This window comes from Modestobacter sp. SSW1-42 (assembly GCF_046635825.1).
In the GTDB taxonomy this organism is placed as follows: domain Bacteria; phylum Actinomycetota; class Actinomycetes; order Mycobacteriales; family Geodermatophilaceae; genus Modestobacter.
Map to the genome: position 1 here is coordinate 749,706 of NZ_JBISCA010000003.1, position 16,048 is coordinate 765,753.

The 16,048-nt window shown below is 75.5% G+C and carries 16 protein-coding genes; 4 read left to right on the forward strand and 12 right to left on the reverse strand.

Annotated elements, in window-relative coordinates; translation table 11 throughout:
* Positions 1 to 22 precede the first annotated feature (22 nt).
* Positions 23 to 709, forward strand: coding sequence for a sirohydrochlorin chelatase (locus tag ACGBYP_RS13940; protein ID WP_411585086.1), 687 nt, complete (start codon positions 23 to 25; stop codon positions 707 to 709).
* 289 nt (positions 710 to 998) lie between these two features.
* Positions 999 to 1,505, forward strand: a complete 507-nt coding sequence (locus tag ACGBYP_RS13945) for an FBP domain-containing protein (protein WP_411585089.1) — start codon at positions 999 to 1,001, stop codon at positions 1,503 to 1,505.
* Positions 1,506 to 1,569: 64 nt separating this feature from the next.
* On the opposite strand, the gene ACGBYP_RS13950 is transcribed toward ACGBYP_RS13945, so the two are convergent.
* From ACGBYP_RS13950 to ACGBYP_RS13980, 7 genes are all read right to left on the reverse strand, one after another.
* Complete coding sequence (locus ACGBYP_RS13950; RefSeq protein ID WP_411585091.1) at positions 1,570 to 2,394, reverse strand: sulfurtransferase; 825 nt, start codon at positions 2,392 to 2,394, stop codon at positions 1,570 to 1,572.
* The gene (locus ACGBYP_RS13955; RefSeq protein ID WP_411585093.1) at positions 2,391 to 2,843 is read right to left on the reverse strand and encodes an SgcJ/EcaC family oxidoreductase; all 453 of its coding nucleotides are present in this window, start codon (positions 2,841 to 2,843) and stop codon (positions 2,391 to 2,393) included. Before ACGBYP_RS13955 ends, ACGBYP_RS13950 begins: the two co-directional genes overlap by 4 nt.
* A gap of 139 nt (positions 2,844 to 2,982) precedes the next feature.
* On the reverse strand, positions 2,983 to 3,261 hold the full coding sequence (locus ACGBYP_RS13960) for a hypothetical protein (RefSeq protein ID WP_411585095.1): 279 nt from the start codon (positions 3,259 to 3,261) through the stop codon (positions 2,983 to 2,985).
* A 118-nt stretch (positions 3,262 to 3,379) separates the two neighbouring features.
* Entirely contained in the window at positions 3,380 to 5,266 is a 1,887-nt protein-coding gene (locus tag ACGBYP_RS13965; protein ID WP_411585097.1) for an ABC transporter ATP-binding protein, read from the reverse strand.
* 67 nt (positions 5,267 to 5,333) lie between these two features.
* Positions 5,334 to 6,086, reverse strand: a complete 753-nt coding sequence (locus ACGBYP_RS13970; RefSeq protein WP_411585100.1) for an enoyl-CoA hydratase/isomerase family protein — start codon at positions 6,084 to 6,086, stop codon at positions 5,334 to 5,336.
* The gene (locus tag ACGBYP_RS13975) at positions 6,083 to 6,313 is read right to left on the reverse strand and encodes a helix-turn-helix domain-containing protein (RefSeq protein WP_411585103.1); all 231 of its coding nucleotides are present in this window, start codon (positions 6,311 to 6,313) and stop codon (positions 6,083 to 6,085) included. Before ACGBYP_RS13975 ends, ACGBYP_RS13970 begins: the two co-directional genes overlap by 4 nt.
* A 219-nt stretch (positions 6,314 to 6,532) precedes the next feature.
* Positions 6,533 to 8,134 (reverse strand): ABC-F family ATP-binding cassette domain-containing protein, encoded by a 1,602-nt coding sequence (locus ACGBYP_RS13980; RefSeq protein WP_411585106.1) that lies wholly within the window; start codon positions 8,132 to 8,134, stop codon positions 6,533 to 6,535.
* Between the two features lie 127 nt (positions 8,135 to 8,261).
* Between ACGBYP_RS13980 and ACGBYP_RS13985 the strand changes: the two genes are divergently transcribed.
* Both ACGBYP_RS13985 and ACGBYP_RS13990 read left to right on the forward strand, forming a co-directional pair.
* Positions 8,262 to 10,439: a DUF2157 domain-containing protein gene (locus ACGBYP_RS13985; RefSeq protein ID WP_411585107.1), complete on the forward strand. Its 2,178-nt coding sequence runs from the start codon at positions 8,262 to 8,264 to the stop codon at positions 10,437 to 10,439.
* Between the two features lie 66 nt (positions 10,440 to 10,505).
* Positions 10,506 to 12,311 carry an SCO7613 C-terminal domain-containing membrane protein gene (locus ACGBYP_RS13990; protein WP_411585110.1) on the forward strand — a complete coding sequence of 602 codons (1,806 nt, stop codon included), beginning with the start codon at positions 10,506 to 10,508 and terminating at the stop codon, positions 12,309 to 12,311.
* 25 nt (positions 12,312 to 12,336) lie between these two features.
* Here the strand turns inward: ACGBYP_RS13990 and ACGBYP_RS13995 are convergent, their stop codons facing one another.
* The 5 genes from ACGBYP_RS13995 to sufC form a co-directional block, all read right to left on the reverse strand.
* A complete protein-coding gene (locus ACGBYP_RS13995; protein ID WP_411585113.1) occupies positions 12,337 to 12,909 on the reverse strand; it encodes a GNAT family N-acetyltransferase in 573 nt (190 codons plus the stop codon).
* 130 nt (positions 12,910 to 13,039) lie between these two features.
* Entirely contained in the window at positions 13,040 to 13,402 is a 363-nt protein-coding gene (locus ACGBYP_RS14000) for a metal-sulfur cluster assembly factor (protein ID WP_411585116.1), read from the reverse strand.
* 1 nt (position 13,403) lies between these two features.
* Positions 13,404 to 13,865, reverse strand: coding sequence for a Fe-S cluster assembly sulfur transfer protein SufU (gene sufU, locus ACGBYP_RS14005; protein ID WP_411585118.1), 462 nt, complete (start codon positions 13,863 to 13,865; stop codon positions 13,404 to 13,406).
* Entirely contained in the window at positions 13,865 to 15,202 is a 1,338-nt protein-coding gene (locus ACGBYP_RS14010) for a cysteine desulfurase (RefSeq protein WP_411585120.1), read from the reverse strand. The genes sufU and ACGBYP_RS14010 overlap by 1 nt, the downstream gene beginning before the upstream one ends.
* Positions 15,199 to 16,047, reverse strand: coding sequence for a Fe-S cluster assembly ATPase SufC (gene sufC / locus ACGBYP_RS14015; protein WP_411585123.1), 849 nt, complete (start codon positions 16,045 to 16,047; stop codon positions 15,199 to 15,201). The genes ACGBYP_RS14010 and sufC overlap by 4 nt, the downstream gene beginning before the upstream one ends.
* Position 16,048 lies beyond the last annotated feature (1 nt).

Consider the following 16,048-nt stretch of genomic DNA (forward strand, 5'->3'; position numbering starts at 1 on the left):
GCCACCGACCCGAGGAGTCCCGATGGACACCGACCCCGTGCTCGTCGCGTGCGCGCACGGCACCCGCAACCCCACCGGACGGCGGCTGATCGGCGAGCTGGCGCTGGCCGCCCGGGCACTGCGGCCGGGCCTGCGCACCACCGCCGCCTTCGTCGACGTCCAGCCGCCCACGGTGGTCGACGTCGTCGCCGGGCTGGCCGGGTCGCAGACGCCGACCGTCGTCGTCCCGCTGCTGCTCTCCGGCGGGTACCACGTGCACGTCGACATCGCGGGTGCCGTCGGCGCCCACCCGGGTGCGGTGGCCGCGCGGCCGCTGGGGCCCGACCCCCGGCTGGCCGCGGTGCTCGCCGACCGGCTGCGCGAGGCCGGCGCCGGTCCCGACGACGCCGTCGTCCTCGCTGCCGCGGGGTCCAGCGACGCCCGCTCGGTCGCCGACGTCGAGGCGACCGCCGCGATGCTGCAGGAGCACCGGTCCGGCCCGGTGACCACCGGTTACGGGTCGGCCGCGAAGCCCAGCGTCCCCGACGCGGTCGCCGCGGCCCGGGCGGCCGGCGCCCAGCGGGTGGTCGTCGCGGCCTATCTGCTGGCGCCGGGCCACTTCCACGACAAGCTGCAGGGCGCGGGAGCCGACCTCGTCACGGCGCCCCTGCTGCCCGATGAGCGGGTCGCCGCCGTCCTGCTCGACCGGTACGACGCCGCGCTGAGCTGAGCGCCGTCGTAGGATCGCAGCGACCGGTCACGGGACCGGAGCGACACGAGGAGCGAACAGGTGCGCAGTCCGGGCGCGGATCGTGAGGTGGCCGTCGTGGCCTGCACGGACCCGAGCCGGACCAGCGTCCGGCGCCCGCACTCCTCCTGATCCCACGCCCCGCGTCCGCGGGAGCGTGCGCGCAGCACGGAGCCGGTCGCGGACGGACGCCCCTGCCCGTCCTCCCTCCCGTCCGCCGGTGCACGCAGCCCGGCGGCGGTCCCCGCCCGACCGGAAGCAGAGACCTCCCGTGAACGTCCTGACCGAGAAGCAGATCCGCGCGTCCTTCCTCAACGCCAGCCGCCGCGAGGCGAGCCAGGCTGTCCTCCCCGACCTGGACACCGTCCCGTGGGACCGGCTCGACCACCTGGGCTGGCGTGACCGCCGGTCGCCCCTGTCGGCCTACGTCGTCGTCGAGCTGGACGGCGTACCCGCCGGCGTCCTGCTGCGGGCGAGCCCCGCGCCGGCCAGCGGACGGCGGCGCTCGGCGATGTGCAGCTGGTGCCGCGACCTCGCCTCGGTGGGGGCCACCCTGTACGTCGCCCGCCGGGGCGGCAGCGCAGGGCGGGCCGGCAACACGATCGGCACGCTGATCTGCGAGGACTTCTCCTGCTCGCGCAACGTCCGCCGCCCACCGACCAGCGCTGAGTCCGGGAACGGCATCGAGGCGATCGCCGACCAGGTGGTGGCCGAGCGGATCGCCGGGCTGCGCGAGCGGTCGGTGCAGTTCGTGCGGGACGTCGCCGCCACCTGCTGACGCCCCTGGGCGCCTGGCCCGCCCGGGGGGCCGAAGTCGCGACTTCGGCCCCCCGGGGGTCGGGTCACGTGCCGGTGGCCACCGGGCGGTCGGGGTCGTGGGACCACTGCGACCAGGAACCCGGCCACAGCGCCGCCTCGACTCCGGCGACGGCCAGCGCGGCGACCTCATGGGCGGCGAACACCCCGGAGCCGCAGTAGACGCCGACCGGCGTCCCCGGCCGGACACCGAGCCGGATGAAGTGCTCGGTGAGTACAGCGGCTGTAGCGAACGTGCCGTCGCTGGTCAGGACCTCGGCGGTCGGTGCGCTGACCGCCCCGGGCACATGGCCGGCGCGGGGGTCGACCGGCTCGACCTCCCCACGGAAGCGCTCGCCCGCGCGGGCGTCGAACAGGACGCCCCCGGTGGTCGGCAGGGCGGCGGCCTGGTCGATGTCGAGCACGGGCATCCCACCGCCGGACAGCACGACGTCGCCCGGCACCGGCACGACCTCGCCCTGCTCCAGCTCACCACCGGCGGCGGTCCAGGCGGCCAGGCCGCCGTTGAGGATCGTCACGTCGGTCAGGCCGGCCCAGCGCAGCAGCCACCAGGCGCGCGCCGCGGCGGCTCCGGGGCCGGCGTCGTAGGCGACGACCCGCGACCCGGCCGACAGCCCCCAGCGCCGCGCCGCTGACTGCAGTGACGGCACCGAGGGCAGCGGATGACGGCCCGCCGCCGGTGAGGGCGGTGCGGACAGCTCGGCGTCGAGGTCGACGAACACCGCGCCGGGCAGGTGGCCGGTCAGGTACCGCGCGTGGCCGTGCGGGTCGCCCAGCGCCCACCGGACGTCGAGCAGGACGACGTCCGGAGCGTCGGCGCGCAGCTCGGCGACCGAGGTCAGCACCCTCACCGGGCGGCTTCCAGCTCCGCGGTGAGTGCGGCCAGGGTGTCGGCGCGGCCGCCGTAGCGGGCGGGAGTGGCCTGCAGCAGCGCGATCTTCCAGCGTCCGGCGTCCTCGACGGCGGTCAGCGCGTGCACCGTGTGCAGCGACGGGTCCACGCCGTCGGCGCCGGGCGGGACCATGCCGGCCACCGCGTGCAGCACGACCACGCCGTCGGCCAGCCGGCGCACCGAGCGGACGACGCCGACGAAGGTGGGGGTGGCGTGCTCGGCGAACATCCGGCGCATGTCGGCGGCGATACTCAGCCGGCCGCTGCGCAGCGTGCCGTCGAGGTCGATGAGCTCGCCGTCGTCGGCGAAGACCGAGGAGACGGTGACGCCGCTGCGCTGGTTCCAGCCCGCCAGGTACCGCGCGTACAGGGCGCGGATCTGGGTGTCCTGCGGATGGCCTGCGCTCAAGGGACTGCTCCTGCGGTGGTGCGAGTGGGTCGGGAGTGACGGTAGTGCGCCGACCTCGGACCCCGCCGACCCCGCGCCGCAGCGGATGTGACCGAGCGGTCCGCGGCGCCGCCCGGGGGCGGGCCGCGGACCGGCGTCGTCAGAACGCGGCGACGGACTCCGCGACGAAGCCGCGGTCCTCGGCGCACACGTGCCAGACGCGGACGTCCTTGCCGCCCACCTCGCTCTTCTCGTGGAACCGGACCACCCCGTCGGCGGGACCCTCGAGCGGGACGCCGTGCCCGCGCACCACCACCGGACCGCCCTCTCCGTCGATCGTGAACTCGGCGTCCCCGAGGAACTGGTCGAGGGAGGTGACCGCCCCCGTCACCAGGTAGGGCTTGCCGGAGGCGATCGAGTGCCAGCTCTGGGTGGTCATGTGGGGCCCCTGTCCTCGGGAGACGACTGCCGTCGGGCAGAAGCTCCCACGCGCGATCGGACAGCAGGTGTCGCGTGGGTGTACAGGTGCCGCGCCGTCACGGTCAGCGATCGGTCGACTACAGCGCTGCGGCCGCCGGGTCGGGGGCGAACTGGGTGCGGTACAGATCGGCGTAGTGGCCCCCGGCGGCGAGCAGCTCCTCGTGGGTGCCGCGCTCGATGATCCGGCCGTCGTCGACCACCAGGATCTGGTCCGCACCCCGGATCGTCGACAGCCGGTGGGCGATCACCAGCGAGGTGCGGCCGGCGAGCGCGGCGTCCAGCGCGTGCTGCACCGCCACCTCGGACTCGCTGTCGAGGTGCGCGGTCGCCTCGTCCAGGATCACGATGCCCGGCGCCTTGAGCAGCACCCGGGCGATGGCCAGCCGCTGCTTCTCCCCGCCCGACATCCGGTGCCCGCGGTCGCCGACCACGGTGTCCAGGCCGTCGGGCAGCGCGCGCACCAGCGCGGCGATCCGGGCGCCGGTCAGCGCCGTCCAGAGCTCGTCGTCGGTGGCGTCGGGCCGGGCGTAGCGCAGGTTGGCGCCGATCGTGTCGTGGAAGAGGTGGGAGTCCTGGCTGACCACGCCGATCGCGTCCCGCAGCGAGTCGCTGGTGGCCTGCCGGACGTCGACCCCGCCGACCCGCACCGCTCCCCCGGTCACGTCGTAGAGCCGGGACACCAGGCCGGCGATCGTCGACTTGCCCGCGCCCGAGGTGCCCACGAGGGCGACCAGCTGCCCGGGCTCCGCCCGGAACGAGATCTCGTGCAGCACCTCGGCCGACTCGTGCTGCGCCGGGACGGCGACGTCCTCGAGCGAGGCCAGCGAGACCTCGCTGGGCGCCGGGTAGCGGAAGGAGACCGCGTCGAACTCCACCGACCGGTCGTCGGCCGGCACCGGGACGGCGTCGGCCGCCTGGCGGATCATCGGCTCCAGGTCGAGCACCTCGAAGACCCGGTCGAAGCTGACCAGCGCGCTCATCACGTCGACCCGGACGTTGGCCAGCGCGGTCAGCGGCCCGTACAGCCGGGCCAGCAGCAGGGCCAGCGCGACGACGTCCCCGGCCGACAGCGAGCCGTCGAACGCCAGCGTCCCGCCCAGCCCGTAGACCAGGGCGGTGGCCAGGGCCGCGACCAGCGTCAGTGCGGTGAAGAAGGCGCGGCCGTACATCGCCGACAGCACGCCGATGTCGCGGACCCGGGCGGCCCGGCCGCGGAAGGAGGCGGCCTCCGCCTCGGGGTGGCCGAACAGCTTCACCAGGAGCGCACCGGCGACGTTGAACCGCTCGGTCATCGTGGCGTTCATCGAGGCGTTGAGCCCGTAGGACTCCCGGGTGATCGACTGCAGCTTCCTGCCCACCCGCTGGGCGGGGACGACGAACAGCGGCACCATCACGATCGACAGCAGGGTGATCTGCCAGGACAGCGTCAGCATCACCCCGGCGGTGAGCACCAGCGCGATCACGTTGGACACCACGCCCGACAGCGTCGAGGTGAACGCCCGCTGGGCACCGATGACGTCGTTGTTCAGCCGGCTGACCAGCGCACCGGTCTGCGTGCGGGTGAAGAAGGCCACCGGCATCTGCTGCACGTGCGTGAACACCCGGGCACGCAGGTCGTAGATGACGCCCTCACCGATCCGGGCGGAGTACCAGCGCTGCGCCAGCGAGCTGGCGGCGTCGAGCACGGCCAGGCCGGCGATGAACAACGCGATCCGGACGACGTCGCCCGCCGTCCCCTCGAGCCCGGCGATCCGGTTGACGATGTTCCCGGCCAGCAGCGGGGTCACCACGCCGATCACCGAGGAGAAGACCACCAGCGACAGGAACCCGATCAGCTCGCGGCGGTAGGGCCCGGCGATGCCCAGGATCCGGCGGGTGGTCCCCTTGGGGATCTCCTTCTTCGTCACCGACGGGTCGCTGCTGAAGGACCGCATCGCGGCCATGGAGGTCATCGGCGAGCTCATGGCGGTCCTCTCCTGCTGCAACGGCGTGATCAACGGGTCGAACCGCGGGAGGGGGGCCGGGTGTTCCTCAGGCCGAGAGTGCGCGCAGCCGGCGCAGCTGAGCCGCCCGCTCGGCCGCGTCCTGGGCCGCGGGGCCGGTACGGGTGGCCGACCGGAGCAGCGCGACGGTCTCCCGGGCCGCCCCGGGGTCGACCGCCAGCAATGCGGTGACCAGACCCGCGACCGCGGCGTCGAGCCGGCCGACCGGGACGGCCGTGGCGGCCAGCCCGAGTGCGACCGCCTCCGCAGCGCCCACGGCCCGGCCGGTGAGGCACAGCTCGACCGCCCGGGCGTAGCCGACGAGCTCGACCAGCGTGCTGGTGCCGGTGAGGTCCGGGACGAGACCGAGGGTGGCCTCCGGCAGCCTCAGCTGCAGGTCCTCGGCCACCACACGCAGGTCGCAGGCCAGCGCCAGCTGCGCGCCGGCGCCGACGGCGTGCCCCTGGACGGCGGCGACCGAGACGATGCCCGGTGCGCGCAGCCAGCGGAAGGCGGCCTGCCACCCGCGCAGCCGCTCGTCGGCCAGGTCGGGCGGCAGGGGCGCGAGCTCGGCGGCCAGCCCCGGCAGCAGCGCGCGGTCGAGACCGGCGGAGAAGGCGCGGCCCTCGCCGCGGACGACGACCACCCGGACGCCGTCGTCCAACTGCTCCCCGAGGGTGCGCAGCGCCGCCCAGGTGGCCGGCGTCTGCGCGTTGAGCTGGTCGGGCCGGACGAGGCTCACGGTGAGGACGGCGCCGTCGCGCTCGGCCCGCACCCACCCCTCGTCCGGCTGACCGGTCACGCCGACTTCTTGGCGTTCCTGTTCGCACCACCTCGGCCGCGCAGCGCGGCACCGGACTCCGACAGCAGCCGGTGCACGAACCCGTAGGAGCGGTTGGTCGAGGTCGCCAGCGAACGGATGCTCTCGCCCCCGGCGTACCGCTCCCGCAGCTCGTCGGCCAGCGAGTTCCTGTCGTCGCCGGTGATGCGCTTGCCCTTGCCCAGGTCTGCAGTGTTCGAGTCGGCCATGACTCCCCTCCGTGTCAGGGGCAGTACGGCTCGCACCGACGACTGCCCGCTGTTCCCCCGGCGCCACGGTCCTTCTGACCCCGGCGTCCTGTTCGCCATGATCACCCAGCATCGGGAGTGGGGCCACCGCAACAAGACGGTGCACAGCGGGTCGGCCCCGCTGCAGGGTCACGCGCCGCGCGGCGCGTGGTGTGGGGGCAGCGGGGCCCTCCGACTCGTTCAGGCCAGCGAGACCAGGTCGGCGAAGTCGGGGCTCCAGGTGTCCTCGGTGCCGTCGGGCAGGATGATCACCTTGTCGGGGTTCAGCGCGACCACGGCACCCTCGTCGTGGGTGACGAGTACGATCGCGCCCTGGTAGGTGCGCAGCGCCTCGAGCACCTGCTCCCGGCTGGCCGGGTCGAGGTTGTTGGTCGGCTCGTCCAGCAGCAGCACGTTCGCGCCGGAGATCACCAGCGTGGCCATCGCCAGCCGGGTGCGCTCACCGCCGGAGAGCGTACCGGTGCGCTGGTCGACGTTCTCCCCGGAGAAGAGGAACGCGCCGAGGATCTTGCGCAGCTCGGTGTCGGTGGACCCCGGGGCCGCCGAGCGCATGTTCTCCAGCAGCGTGCGGTCCATGTCCAGGGTCTCGTGCTCCTGGGCGTAGTAGCCCACCCGCAGCCCGTGCCCGGCCTTGACCTCGCCGGTGTCGGGCTGCTCGGTGCCGGCCAGCATCCGCAGCAGCGTCGTCTTGCCCGCGCCGTTGAAGCCCAGGACGACGACCCGCGCGCCCTTGTCGATGGCCAGGTCGACGCCGGCGAAGATCTCCGTCGAGCCGTAGGTCTTGCTCAGGTGCTCGGCGGTCAGCGGCGTACGGCCGCAGGGCGCCGGGGTCGGGAAGCGCAGCTTGGCGACCTTGTCCTGCACCCGGACGTCGGCCAGGCCCGCGGCGAGGCGCTGGGCGCGCTTGTCCATGCTCTGCGCGGCCTTGGCCTTGGTGGCCTTCGCGCGCATCTTGTCGGCCTGGGCGGTGAGCGCGTCGATCTTCTTCTCGGCGTTGGCCCGCTCGGAGCGGCGGCGGCGCTCGTCGGTCTCCCGGGCGTCGAGGTACCGCTTCCAGCCCAGGTTGTAGACGTCGACGGTGGCCCGGTTGGCGTCCAGGTGCCAGACCTTGTTCACCACGGCGGCCAGCAGGTCGACGTCGTGGCTGATGACGATGAGGCCGGCGCGGTGGCTGGCCAGGTAGCCCTTGAGCCAGACGATGGAGTCGGCGTCCAGGTGGTTGGTCGGCTCGTCGAGCAGCAGCGTGTCGGCGTCGGAGAACAGGATCCGGGCCAGCTCCACGCGGCGGCGCTGACCACCGGACAGCGTGCGCAGCGGCTGGGACAGGATCCGGTCCGGCAGGCCGAGGTTGGTGCAGATCCGGGCGGCGTCGCTCTCCGCGGCGTACCCGCCCATGGCGGCGAACTGGTCCTCGAGCCGGCCGTACCGGCGCACCGCGCGGTCCATCTCGGCGTCGTCGGCGGGCTCGGCCATGGCGACCTGCGCCTTGGTCAGCTCGGCCTTGAGGACGTCGAGCCCGCGGCCGGACAGCACGCGGTCGCTGGCGGTGATGTCCAGGTCGCCGCTGCGCGGGTCCTGCGGGAGGTAGCCGAGCTCACCGGTGATCTCGACCTTGCCGGCGTGCGGCACGCGCTCGCCGGCCAGGGTGGTGAGGGTGGTGGTCTTGCCGGCGCCGTTGCGGCCGACGAGGCCGATGCGGTCACCGGACTGCACCCGGAGGTCGGCCTCGCTGATGAGGATGCGGGACCCGGCGCGCAGCTCGAGACCGGTCGTCGTGATCACTGACCCCAGGATAGGCGCCTCCGGGCGTGACCTCGACCCCTTTCCCGGGTGACCTCCACGTCACCTCCGGCGGGCGAGCCCTGGGGAAACCGGCCCGCGGACGCCTCGGACCGGCCAGGATGCCGCCATGGTCTCGCCTCCCAGCTCCCCGCCGCTGCCGTGCCCGGTCTGCGGCACACCGGTGGCGGACTCGGGCGCGGCGGCCTGCCCGGCCTGCGGGCTGCCCGCCGCCGGCCGGGCTGCGCACGTCGTCGGCCGCATCACCGCCACGTTCGGCGAACTCGCCCGCGACCGGGAGTCGCTGCTGGCGACCCTGCGCGCCGCCGCCCCCGGGCCGCCCGCCGCCGCACCTGCGCCGGTCGCCCACCCGACGCCCGCCCCGGCTCCGTCCCCGGCCGCGCTGCCCGCACCGGTGCCGGCCGGGCCGCCCGCGCCCGCCGTCCGGCCCTGGCACCCCCTCCCGGCGCCCGACCGGGTGCCGACCCCGCCGCCCCGCCGCCGGCTCAGCCCGCAGCAGGTCCTCCTGGGCCTGGGCGCGCTGCTGCTGGTCGCCGGCGCCCTGGCCTTCGTCGCCCTGGGCTGGACCCGCCTCGGGCTGGTCTTCCAGGCCACCGTGATGCTCACCGGCACGGCGGCGGCCTGTGCCGGGTCGGCGTTCGCCGCGCGCCGCGGGCTGCGCGCCACCGAGGAGGCGCTGGCCGCGGCGGGCACCGCGCTGCTCGCCGTCGACCTGGGCGCGGCCCGCGCGCGGGGGCTGGCCGGCCTGGACGAGGTGGGCGTGCGGCCCTGGACGGCGGTGTCCTGCCTGGTGGTCGTCGCGGTGGCGCTGGGCCTGGGGCGGCTGACCCGCAGCACGGTCACCTGGCCGCTGGCCGCGCTGCTGGCCGCCCAGCCGGTGGGGGGCCTCCTGCTGCCCGGTGAGGCGCTGACCGGCCCGGCCGGGGTCGCGCTCGCCCTGGGCGCGGCTGCGGTCGACCTGGCCCTGGTGCGCGTGCTGCGACCCGCCCTCGGCCCGGTCGCCCGCGTGCTCGCGGTGCTGTGGGCCGCCCTCGGCGTCGGTGGCGGCGTGCTGCTGGGCCAGGTGGGGACGGCGGCCGAGTCCTGGGCGGCGACCGCCCTGCTGGCCGCGGCCGGCGCGGTGGCCGTGCCCGGGCTGCGCGACAGCCGGCTGAGCGGCCGGGCGCTGCCCGCGCCGACCGTCGCGCTGGTGGCCGGAGCCGTCGTCGGCCTCTCGCTGGGCCAGTCGCTGGGGCTCAGCGGTGCGGCCGGGCCGGTGCTGGCCGGTGCGCTGGCGCTCGTCCTCGCCACGGCCGGCGTCCTGCTGGCCGGGCCGCGGCCGGCGGGTGGCCGGCGCACCCCGGTGCTGCGGGCCCTGGGCGGAGCTGCCGTGGCGCTCACCGTCGTCGGCGGCCAGCAGTTGCTCGACGCCGAGCGGTTCGGCCCGCTCGCCGCGCTGTCGCTCGCCGGGACGCTGCCGGCCGCCCTGGCCGCCGTCCGGGTGCCCGTGCTGCGCAGCGGCGCCACCGGCCTCGCGCTGCTGGCGCCGTGCGCCGCGGCCCTGCTGGCCCGGGAGGGCGGGCTGCTGTCCTCGGCGACGGCCGGCCTGCTGATCGCGCTGGTGGGCGCTGCCGCCTTCGCGGTGGCCACCCGGCGGGCCACGACCGCGGAGGAGCAGGTCGCCGCGGCGGCCGGCACGCTGGCCGGGTTCGCCGCCGGTGTCACCACCGCCTCGGCCGGCGCCTGGGGCCAGGTCGGGCTCCAGCTGGCGGTCGTCGGGGTCGCCGCCGGGTGCTACGCGGTGGTGGCCGGCCGCCGTCCGGTGGGGCTGCTCGCCCTCGCCGACCTGGTGCTCGCCTCGTGGACAGCGGTCGGCGGCGCCGGGGTGGAGACGCCGGAGGCCTACACGCTGCCGGCCGCCGCCGGGCTCCTGGTCGCCGCCCTCCCCCGGCTGCGGGCCCGCGACCCCTCCTGGGCCGCGGAAGGCGCCGCGGTGGCCGTGGCGCTCGTGCCGTCGACCTCCACCGTCGTCGCCGACCCGACGGCGCTGCGCCTGGCGCTGGTGGTCGCCGCGGCCGTGGCCCTGGTCACGCTCGGCACGCTGGCGCACCGGCAGGCGCCGTTCGTGGTCGGCGCCGGGGTCCTCGCCGTCGTGGTCGTCACCCGGCTCGGCCCGTACGCGCCGCTGCTCCCCCGCTGGCTCACCCTGGTCGTGGCCGGGCTGGTCCTGTTCGCTCTCGGCGCCACGTACGAGCGACGCCGCCAGCAGGCCCGCGAGGCCGTCGCGTGGGTCGCGCAGATGGGCTGAGCCGGTGGGCCGGGCGCGCCCCGCGCCCGTAGCGTGGTCGGTCGGACCGGCGGGAGGAGGTGCGCGGTGACCGGGGACCCCGAGGTGGTCTACCCGCCCCCGGTGGGCGCCCCGTACGTGCCACCGCCGGCCGCCCCGGAGTCCGACGGCCTGGGCCCGGTCAGCCCCCAGCAGGTGCTGCTGACCACCGGCGCGGTCGCGCTGACCGCGGCCGGCGCCGCCTCTCTCGCCGCGGTCGGACGGCCGCTCGGGCAACTGCTGCTGGCCGCGCTGGCCCTCGGCACCGCGGCCGCGTCGTGGGCGGCCGGCCGGCGCGGGCTGCGGTCCAGCGAGGAGACCCTGGCCGCCGCCGCCGTCGTCCTGGCCGTGGTCGGCGCCTGGTCCGCCGGGAGCTCCCCCGGCAGCCGCGCGGTGCTGCTCGGCGGGCTTGCGGGTGTGCTGCTGCTGGCCGGGCTGCTCGCCCGCACGGCGTCCGCCTGGCCGATCGGGTCGTGGCTGGCCGCGCAACTGGCCGTGCTCGCCGTGCTGACCGGGCAGGGATGGCGGACCGACCTCGTGCTCGGCACCGCGCTGGCCGGACTGCTGGTGGCCCGGGTCGCCCGGCGGCCGGTGGCGGAGGTGTCGCTGGCGACGACCGCCCCGTGGTGGCTGGCCGGGGTCGCCGTCGGCGCGGTGCAGGTGTGGACGACGTCGGCCCCCGGCACCGCGGCACTGCTGGTGGCGGTCGCCGCCGCCCTGGCCCTGGTGCGCTCCCGGCGGGCGCTGCGGGCGGTGCTCGGCCCGCGCCCGCTCGTACCGGTGGTCGCCGGGGTGGTCGCGGGGGTCGGCATCGCCGGGGCCCTGCAGGGCAGCGGTGCGGCCGGCACCCCCGCGGCCGGGTACCTCGGCCTGGCCGTCGCGGTACTGGTGGCCGCCGGCGCCGACCCCCGGCCGGAGGGGCTGGCCCGCCCGGTCGGGCTGGCGCTGGCCAGCACCTGCACCGGGCTGTCGGCCGGTCAGCTGCTGCTGGAGGGACGCTGGACCGCGCTGGGACTGCTGCTGATGGCCGCCGCCGTCCCGGCCGTGCTGGTCGCCGCCCGGCAGCCGGCCGACCGGCCCGGCGCGCTGCCGATCGCGGTCGGCTGCCTGGCCGCAGCAGCGCTGTTCCTGGAGGCTGACGGCGCCGCTGCGCCCGGTCGTACCGGGGTCGAGCTGCTGGTCCTGGCGGTGGTCGCGCTCGGCGCGGCGACGCTGGAGCGGCACTCGCGGTCGGAGCGGCCGCTGGCGGTCTCCGCGGTCGTGGTGGGGGTGCTGGCCGTCGTGCACCTGGGGTGGTCGGGCGACCTGCTGGCCGCCGCGGCCGGGCTGGCCGTGCTGGGCGCGGCCCTGACCGCGTACGCCGTCCGGACCGACCGCACGCCGGCCCGGGCCGGGGGGTGTGCGGCGCTCGCCGGTGCGGCGTGGCTGGCAGCCGGTGACGCCGGCGCGCACCTGGCCGAGGCCTACACGCTGCCGGCCGCGGCGGCGCTGCTGCTGTACGCCGGCCGGGCGCTGGCGACCGAGCGGTCGTGGCCGGCGTGGGGTCCGGCGCTGGTCACCGCGTTCGGTCCGTCGGTGACCCTGGCGGTGTTCGACGAGGGGCTGCTCCGGCTGGTGCTGGTCGTGGCCGCCGCCGGGCTGGTGATGACCCTGGCCAGCGGCCCCGGGGTGCGCGCCCCGTTCGTGGTGGGCGCGGTGTCGGTGGTGACCGTGGCGCTCGGACGGCTCGCGGTGGCCCTGCCGCTGCCCGGGTTGCTCGCCGTCCTGGTCGTCGGCGTGGTGCTGCTCGTGGTCGGCGCCCGGTACGAGACCCGGCGGCGGAAGACCGCACCGCGCGTCGCTGACATGCGCTGATGCCGGCTCGCTACAGCCACTGCACTCAGGAGCCGAACAGGACCTCGGCGCCGACCGGACGCCACCCGGCGGCGAGGAACGCGCGCAGCGAGGCGACGTTGGCCGGGGCGACCTGGGCCCACAGCGGCGCCGGCTCGGGCAGCAGCGCCGGGGCGGCTGCGGCCAGCGCGGTGCCCAGCCCACGGCCCCGGGCGGCCGGGTCGACCTCGACGCCCGCCTCCCACCGGCCGGCGACCCCGCGGCCCAGCACCAGCAGGGCGGAGCCGTCGGGCGTCGACCAGGTGCGCACGTCGGTGCGGTGGCGGAGCGCCCGCTGCACGCGCGGGTGGTCGCCCACCTCGGCCGGCACCAGCGGCACCCCGGGGCGCACGGGCGCGGGCGGGGCGACCAGGACGGCGTCCAGCACGCCCGGCTCGGCCCCCACCCGCTCGGCCAGCGCGGTCAGGAACCGGGCGCCCAGCGGTGCGGCGATCGGGTCGTGCGCCACCTGCGCCGCCACCCAGTCGGGGTCGACGTCCGCGGCGACCACGTGCCAGGCGGTGCCCCCGACGACGAGTGCCGGCGCCCGCCGCTCGTCGAGGAGCAGGGGCGCCGGCACGGTCGTCACGCTGGCGTCGGCCGGTGGGGTCTCCCCCGCGGCCAACCGTTCGAAGAGCTCAGAGATTGCAAGGACCTCGCTGCCCCCCACGCTTCGCGAGCTCAGCGCGGGACCCTGCAGCGAGGCCGCCTCAGACCCGGAAGCCGAGGGCGCGCAGCTGCTCGCGGCCGTCGTCGGTGATCTTGTCCGGGCCCCACGGCGGCATCCAGACCCAGTTGATCCGGATGTCCTCGACCAGGCCGGGGCCGGTGAGGGCCTGCCGGGCCTGGTCCTCGATGACGTCGGTCAGCGGGCAGGCCGCGGACGTCAGCGTCATGTCCAGGATGGCCACGTTGGCCTCGGTGTCCACGTCGATGCCGTAGACCAGGCCGAGGTCGACGACGTTGACGCCGAGCTCGGGGTCGACGACGTCGCGCATGGCCTCCTCGACGTCCTCGAGCAGTGCGGACTTGCCGCCGTAGAGGCCGGCGTCGGGGGTGGTGGACTCGGTCATGTCAGTTCGCCTCACTGGTAGTCGAGAGTGCGCGGGCGCTCGCGTCCTTGAGCGCCATCCAGCTCATCAGCGCGCACTTCACGCGGGCCGGGTACTTGCTGACCCCCGCGAACGCGATGGCGTCCTCGAGCTCGTCCTCGAGCGTCTCCGCCACGGCGGCGTCGCCCTTGCTCTGCATCAGCGTCATGAAGTGCTCGCCGGTGCCCAGCGCCTCGGTCACGCTCTTGCCGATGACCAGGTCGTACATCGCCGACACCGAGGCCTGGCTGATCGAGCAGCCCTGCCCCTCGTAGGAGACGTCGGCGATCGTGTCGCCGTCCAGGTGCACCCGCATGGTGACCTCGTCACCGCACGTGGGGTTGACGTGGTGCACCTCGGCCTCGAACGGGTCGCGCAGACCGCGCCCGTGGGGGTTCCGGTAGTGGTCCAGGATGATGTCCTGGTACATCGACTGCAGCTGCATCAGTTCGTCCCGCCCTCGGTCACACCAGGTGCAACACCGAAGAACCGCTGAGCTTCCCGGACACCCTCGACCAGCGCGTCGACGTCGTCGTAGCCGGTGTGCACGTAGAACGTTGCCCGGGTGGTCGCCGGGACGCCGTAGCGGCGGACGACCGGCCAGGCGCAGTGGTGCCCGACCCGGACGGCGATGCCCAGGTCGTCGAGGACCTGACCGACGTCGTGCGGGTGGATGCCCTCGACGGTGAAGCTGATCGCCCCGCCGCGGGCCACGGTGTCCGGCGGGCCGATCACGGTGACGCCGGGGATGGCCTGGAGCTGCTCCAGCGCGTAGGCGGTGAGCACCTCCTCGTGCTGCTGCACGCGGTCCATGCCCAGGGCGGTGAGGTAGTCGGCGGCGGCGGCCAGACCGACCACCTGCGCCGACATCGGGACGCCGGCCTCGAAGCGCTGCGGCGGGGGCATGAAGGTGCTGCCCTCCATCCGCACCACCTCGATCATCGAGCCGCCGGTGAGGAAGGGCGGCAGCGCGTCGAGGACGTCGTAGCGACCCCACAGGACGCCGACCCCCGAGGGGCCGAGCATCTTGTGCCCGGAGAAGACTAGGAAGTCCGCACCCAGCTCGGTGACGTCGACCTTCTGGTGCGGCACCGACTGCGCGCCGTCGACCAGCACCAAGGCCCCGACCTCCCGGGCCCGGGCGATGATGTCGCCCAGCGGGTTGATGGTGCCCAGGATGTTCGACTGCTGGGTGACCGCCACGAGCCTGGTGCGCTCGTTGACGACGGTCGACAGGTCCGAGAGGTCCAGCCGTCCGTCGTCGGTGAGCCCCAGCCAGCGCAGGGTCGCGCCCGTCCGCTCGCACAGCTGCTGCCAGGGCAGCAGGTTGGCGTGGTGCTCCATCTCGGTCACGACGATCTCGTCGCCCTGGCCGACGGCGTACCGGCGGAACTCCGGCTCCTTGGCCGTGGCCGCGTTGGACAGCGCGTAGGCGACCAGGTTGATCGACTCGGTGCTGTTCCGGGTGAAGACGATCTCGTTCTCCGGCGCCCCGATGAAGGCACCGATCGTCGTCCGGGCGGCCTCGTACGCAGCCGTCGCCTCCTCGGCGAGCTGGTGTGCCCCCCGGTGCGGCGCGGCGTTGACGTTCTCATAGAACCAGCGCTCGGCGTCCAGGACGCTGCGCGGCTTCTGCGCGGTGGCGCCGGAGTCGAGGTAGACCAGCCGCTTCCCGTCCCGGACGGTGCGGGACAGGATCGGGAAGTCCGCCCTGATCGCCTCGACGTCCAGCGGGAGCGGCACCTGGTGCGCCCCAACGGGACGCGAGGCGGTCTGGGTCACGGCTGGGTCGCCTCCAGGGCGGTCTTCTCGGTGGCGGCCTGCTCGGCCGAGTCCTTGACGTAGGCGGCGTAGCCCTCGTCCTCGAGCTTCTGGGCCAGCTCCGGGCCGCCCTCCTCGACGACGCGGCCGGCCACGAAGACGTGCACGAAGTCGGGCTTGATGTAGCGCAGGATCCGCGTGTAGTGCGTGATCAGCAGGACGCCGACGGGGCTGTCGGCCTTGGCCCGGTTGACGCCCTCGGAGACGATGCGCAGCGCGTCGACGTCCAGGCCGGAGTCGGTCTCGTCGAGGATCGCCATCTTCGGCTTGAGCAGGCGCATCTGGAGGATCTCGTGGCGCTTCTTCTCACCACCGGAGAAGCCCTCGTTGACGTTGCGCTCGGCGAAGGCGGAGTCCATCTCCAGGGCCGCCATCTCGGTGCGCACGTCCTTGACCCAGGTGCGCAGCTTCGGCGCCTCGCCGGTGACCGCGGTCGCCGCGGTGCGCAGGAAGTTGGACACCGAGACGCCGGGGACCTCGACCGGGTACTGCATGGCCAGGAACAGGCCGGCCCGGGCGCGCTCGTCGACGGTCATCGCGAGGACGTCCTCGCCGTCGAGGGTGACGGTGCCACCGGTGATCGTGTACTTGGGGTGCCCGGCGATCGAGTAGGCCAGGGTCGACTTGCCCGACCCGTTGGGGCCCATGATCGCGTGGGTCTCGCCGCCGCGGACGGTCAGGTCGACGCCGCGGAGGATCTCCTTGGCGTCGTCACCGTCGCCGACGGTGACGTGCAGGTCGCGGATCTCCAGGACGCTGCCGGTCGGGAGGCCGGTGGCGGTCGGGGTCGCGGTGGGGCTGGTCACG